This window comes from Cytophagaceae bacterium ABcell3 (assembly GCA_030913385.1).
In the GTDB taxonomy this organism is placed as follows: domain Bacteria; phylum Bacteroidota; class Bacteroidia; order Cytophagales; family Cytophagaceae; genus ABcell3.
This window is the reverse complement of record CP133159.1, coordinates 1,603,175-1,608,666: the sequence shown is the minus strand read 5'-3', so window position 1 is coordinate 1,608,666 and position 5,492 is coordinate 1,603,175. Positions and strand designations below refer to the sequence as shown.

Here is a 5,492-nt window from a genome sequence, read left to right as displayed (position 1 = left end):
GAATTAAATGATACTACTTATAAACTGTATTTAGCATACCAATCTTGTACGGAAAGCACAAAAAAAGGTACATATATATACATCGAATACTCCACAGGCTCTATCGAAATAACACCTGTTAAGTTTATGATTTAAAGAAAAATATGATAAGAAATTATTCTGGCGGATGGACAAAAAAAAGAAAAAATTCTGAATTATTATCTTTTTTTTACTTTTTTTTGAATAAATTTTACATCAGGCCTCGTTGTTACAATAGACTATTATGAAAAAAATACTCCCTTTTCTTACACTGTGTTTACTACTTGCTTCTAAGGATATATTGGCTCAAAAAGTAAACAAAGCAGCCAAAAAATCCTATAACAAAGGAATGTCCCATTATATGGATAATGATTTCACCGAAGCGATCAAGTACTTTTCGGTAGCAGAGGAGAATGATCCGAAAAATCCACTGATCCATTATTATAAGGGTGTGTCACTACTAAAGCATCACAGGTTGCCTTTAGCTATTGAAAGCCTAAAGAAAGCAAAATCACTAAAGCTTGAAAATGAACCTGAGTTGCATTACTATCTAGGAAGAGCATACCACTTGTATCATAAATTCAATGAAGCTATCACTAGTTACCAAACTTATTATACTCTTTTAAAGGATGCCGAAAAAAACAAAAAAGCCAAGGTGAAAAAGCTTATTGCCAATTGTGAAACGGGTATAGTCCTCATGTTTAATCCTTTGGAGGTAGAAATAGAAAACCTAGGCGAAAACATTAATACAGAAGACCCTGAATACAACCCGGTAATTTCAGCAGACGAGACAACATTATATTTTACAAGTAGAAGAAGTTCTAGCACAGGCGGTTTAATAGACCCTGAAGACGGCTACTTTTATGAAGACATTTATGTTTCTCACAAAAATGACTCTGCTTGGTCAGAGGTGGAGAAAATTGGGGGTAAAATTAACACTGAAAACCATGACGCATGTATAGGCTTATCTGCAGATGGCCAACAAATGCTGATATATAATTCTACTTCAAATAATGGGGACATATATATAAGTACACTCGAAGGAGAAAACTGGTCAAAACCAACCAGCCTCGGCCCAAATGTAAACACCGATGGATGGGAGTCTAGTGCTAGTTTGTCGGCAGACAACCAAACTTTATTTTTTACCAGCGACAGAAAAGGAGGATATGGAGGCACGGATATTTATATGTCAAAAAGAAGCAAAGCAGGCGAGTTTGGCGAGGCAATATTGCTAGGTCCCCAGGTGAACACGCCGGACGACGAAATTGCACCTTTCATACACGCTGATGGCAAAACTTTATATTTCAGTTCCCAAGGGCATAAGTCCATGGGTGGTTTTGATATTTTTTCAGTAGAAATAGATCTTGAAACAGGTGAAATACTTTCAGATCCGGAAAATATAGGTTACCCAATCAATACTGCGGATGATGACACTTATTTCGTGTGGTCTGCCGATAACACTAGGGCATATTTTTCTTCTATCAGGGAAGAAGGATTAGGAGACAAAGACATATACATGCTTGAGCGTAACATTGCATTTGCCCCACTTATTGTATGGAAAGGAAGTATAAAAGATGCCGTTACCAACAAAGCAGTAGAAGCTCAAATAGTTGTAACAGACAACAAAACGGGCAAAGAAATCGGGCGCTACACATCAAATTCAAGTTCAGGGAATTATGTGGTAATTTTACCTGCAGGAAGAAACTACGGGCTAGCCATCGAAGCGGAAGGTTATGCATTTTTCTCTAAAAACATAGACATTCCTGACCTTGAAACCTATGAAGAAATCACAGATCAAGTAGCACTGAACCCGCTGGTTAAAGGAAGTGTAATTGTACTCCGAAATGTATTTTTTGATACGGACAAGGCAGATTTGAGAAAGGAGTCTATTGCTGAACTTAATAGGCTAGCACAAATGCTTAAAGAGGAAGAAAAGGTAAAAAAAGTTGAAATAGGAGGCCACACAGATAGTGATGGCGAAGCAGAACATAATTTAAAACTATCTAAAGAAAGGGCTAAAAGTGTATATGAATACTTAATTTCTATAGGTGTGAATGAAAAAATGCTTTCGTACAAAGGCTATGGAGAAACCAAACCTCAAGTACCGAATGACAGCCCTAAAAATAAGCAGTTAAACAGAAGAACTGAAATATCGGTAATTGAATAAATGAGACCTTTATCTTAAATAAAGCATGGCATATTTGAATTACACAAAGCAATATTCTATAAATGTAGTCTCAAGGAGGCTACATTTATAGAATAAAATACCCTTAACAGGGCTTCTTTCGAACCTACTTGTTTATTGCTCTAAAATCATTTCTTTCAAGCTATCTACCCACACAGGGTGGACATTTAAGCTCTCTACCAATTGAAGCTTCTCACCTCCATGCTCTTGGAACAGCTCTTTATACTCCTCGCCAATTTCAATGGTAGTTTCCAGACAGTCTGCAACAAAAGAAGGAGAAAATGCCAAAATCTTCTTAACACCTTTATTAGCCAATTCAATTATAATATCATCAGAGTAAGGCTTTATCCACGGCGTTTTCCCTAGCCGTGACTGAAAAGCTATGGTGTATTTATCCTTTTCAATCCCCAGATTGCCAACTAACTGCCGGGTAGTCTCAAAGCATTGAGCCCTATAGCAGTATCGGTTTTTTGAGTGGTATTTAGAACAGCATTTCTCACTCAATTGACAGTAGTTATCAATGGAGGACTTAGTAATCTGCCTTTCCGGCAAACCATGATATGTAAACAAATAATGATCATACTGGTCCTCCTCCAAATACTTTTTCCCAATTTCTGCAAATGACTTGATAAACAGTGGATGATCAGCATAAGCCCCCATAAATTTGATTTCTGGTATAATCTCCCATTTACTAACAATCCTCATTGTTTCCTCATATGCAGAACCTGTAGTCGCAGAAGCATACTGAGGGAAAAGAGGCGCAACAATTAACTTATCAATACCTTTTCCTTCAAAGGCTTTCAGTGTTGAGGCCAGTGATGGGTTTTGATACCTCATTCCCAACTCCACTTGATAATCTTTTCCCAAAGCTTGCTGCAGGAGATCTTTTAGTTGAGCGCCATAAAACATAAGCGGCGAGCCTTTTTCTTCCCAAAGCTCTTGGTAAACTTTTGCTGATTTCGGCGCCCGAAAAGGTGCGATAATGAAGTTAATCAACATATACCTGTTTACAGGAGGTATATCGATAACCCTTCTATCCATCAAAAATTCTCTTAAATACTTTCTTACATCCGACACTGAAGGACTATCTGGCGTACCCAGATTTATTAAAAATATACCTGTCTTCTTTTTCATATACCTAAAATCAGCTTATTTTTCTATTACCTATAAAATACTTCATCATAGGGCCACTGGTAATACTTGTAAACAAAGCCATTACCACTATAGCCACAAACATTTCCTCATTAATAATTTGCGCTTGAAGGGCCAATAGTCCCAAAATTATTTCCATAGCCCCTCTTGCGTTCATTCCAGAACTTATGGCAAGCGACTCCCGGTTATTATATCCTGACAACCGTGCGCCAATGCTTCCCCCAATGAGTTTTCCTGCAAAAGCAATAACAATTACCAAAAAGGTTAGTTTAAAGTCGAAATTTTGAATAAAGTCCGTCCTTAACCCAATTCCAACAAAAAAGATCGGGGCAAAAATATTGTTTACAAAATGATGGATAATTTCTTTGGCCTTATCTTTAAAATGAAAAGAACTAGAAAGGGCTACTCCTAAAATAAAAGCTCCAAAAATTCCATGGATACCAATAAACTCCGTAAAAGATGCCGCCAGTAGACATAAAGCAATCGAAATGGACAATATTCCACCAGGCCATGCAAAGTTGGTATTTATCCAAGGTAAAATTTTATTGAACAAAAACCTGCCAAAAGTGAGCATCAGCAAAGAAAAGCCTATCGTAGTACCTAATGTTGCCCAAAGGTTTGTGCCAGCTGAAGGGGTAATCATGGTCAGTATAACTGCAAAAAACATCCAGCCAAGCAAATCATTTACCATAGCTGAAGTAATGATAATAACCCCAAAACCGGTTTTGAAAAGATTCAGGTCCATCAATATCCTCGCTATGACAGGGAGTGCCGTAATGGACAAAGCCGTGCCAAAGAAAAGGGAAAAGATAAATTTGTTTTCAGGCTCCACTTCCAGCAAGTCCGGCCAAAGCATTGGAACGCCAAAACCTATGGCAAATGGAACAATAATACTAAAAAAACTAATTATCGAAGCCTTTTTCCCTTGTTGCATAACCACATCCAACTCTACTTCTAGCCCAGCAATAAACAGCAAAAGAATTACTGATACTTGGGTAAAACCATCCAGCACTAAGGCTACATTGTTTTCAGAAGGGAAAATCATCTGAAAGGCTTCAGGGAAAAACATACCTAAAACAGTTGGTCCAAGTATGACTCCTGCTAAAATCTCCCCAATAACCGAAGGTTGACCTATTTTACGAAAAACTTCACCCACTAAACGGCCTCCGAACAAAATAATGCTCAAAGCCAATAATAAGTTAATTAAATCTGCATGGGTAAGTTGACTCATAACACTAGATCAGACTCTGGAATGCACAATGAGTAAACTGCACGGAAGGTTTTCCAATACATATTCCAACTCATCTGGAAAAATACGTTCAAAAAATCCTTTATGAGAATCAGCCGAATTTATTATTAAAAGGTCTGCACGATTACTCCTGGCAAAGCGCCCCATTTCATACCCCGGCTTGCCTTCTAAAAGTACAGGCTTCACCTCTGTGTTTTCCACTCCTGCTTGCTTTATTAGTTTATCCATGCGCGCATATTCTTCTTTCACCACCTGCTTTTTATAATTATTTCTGCTATCCTCAAAATCCTCATTTATAAAAGTAGCCAAACCTGAAAGCTCATTCTCCTTAACCAGAAAAACTTCAGACGTATATTCCCGTTCAGCAAAATAGGCAGCAGCTTTAACGGTATGTACTGTCTTAGGGTGTTCTGGCCCACTTACCACCATTGTGTTAAACGGCTTTGGATGCAAAGATGGCTCTTTTAACAATAATACAGAACACTTAGCCTTGCGCGAAAGTTTTCGGGAAACGGAGCCAAGATAATATCTTAGATAGCTTTCTTTTTCTAAAGCACCAGCAATCAAGAGATCAGCGGCATTCTTTTTGGATATTTTCAAAATAGAATCTACCACGTCTCCTTTTTCAAGAACCAGTTCATGCTTTACCGCCTCGGCATATTTGTCAATCAACCTTTTCAGCAGCTCCAAGTCTTCCCCTTCTTGACTGATATGAATAAAAATGAGTGATGCATCAAAGAGTTTTGCGAACCTAACAGACTCACAGATAATCTCTTCCACACGAGGAGAAAGAGCCACTGCAACAGCTATTTTTTCAAAAGGAATAGGAGCTTTTTTGATCATTTTATTAACTTCCGCAGAATTTGTTCAAAATAACACTTTTTATCA

Annotated in this window: 4 protein-coding genes; 1 reads left to right on the top strand and 3 read right to left on the bottom strand. The window is 37.8% G+C overall.

Features of this window, described 5'->3' with window-relative positions; genetic code table 11:
* Positions 1-262 precede the first annotated feature (262 nt).
* Positions 263-2,185 (top strand): OmpA family protein, encoded by a 1,923-nt coding sequence (locus tag RCC89_06705; GenBank protein WMJ72852.1) that lies wholly within the window; start codon positions 263-265, stop codon positions 2,183-2,185.
* 132 nt (positions 2,186-2,317) lie between these two features.
* Here RCC89_06705 and hemH read toward each other — a convergent pair whose 3' ends face one another.
* From hemH to RCC89_06690, 3 genes are read right to left on the bottom strand one after another with little or no spacing between them, the layout of a single operon-like run.
* Positions 2,318-3,337, bottom strand: coding sequence for a ferrochelatase (hemH, locus tag RCC89_06700; protein WMJ72851.1), 1,020 nt, complete (start codon positions 3,335-3,337; stop codon positions 2,318-2,320).
* A gap of 10 nt (positions 3,338-3,347) precedes the next feature.
* Positions 3,348-4,586, bottom strand: coding sequence for a cation:proton antiporter (locus RCC89_06695; protein WMJ72850.1), 1,239 nt, complete (start codon positions 4,584-4,586; stop codon positions 3,348-3,350).
* A gap of 9 nt (positions 4,587-4,595) precedes the next feature.
* Entirely contained in the window at positions 4,596-5,447 is an 852-nt protein-coding gene (locus tag RCC89_06690; GenBank protein WMJ72849.1) for a universal stress protein, read from the bottom strand.
* Positions 5,448-5,492 lie beyond the last annotated feature (45 nt).

Excerpts from the sequence above, each read along its gene's own strand:
- RCC89_06705 (WMJ72852.1), top strand. The coding sequence starts at position 263 with ATGAAAAAAATACTCCCTTTTCTTACACTGTGTTTACTACTTGCTTCT.
- hemH (WMJ72851.1), bottom strand. The coding sequence starts at position 3,337 with ATGAAAAAGAAGACAGGTATATTTTTAATAAATCTGGGTACGCCAGAT.
- RCC89_06695 (WMJ72850.1), bottom strand. The coding sequence starts at position 4,586 with ATGAGTCAACTTACCCATGCAGATTTAATTAACTTATTATTGGCTTTG.
- RCC89_06690 (WMJ72849.1), bottom strand. The coding sequence starts at position 5,447 with ATGATCAAAAAAGCTCCTATTCCTTTTGAAAAAATAGCTGTTGCAGTG.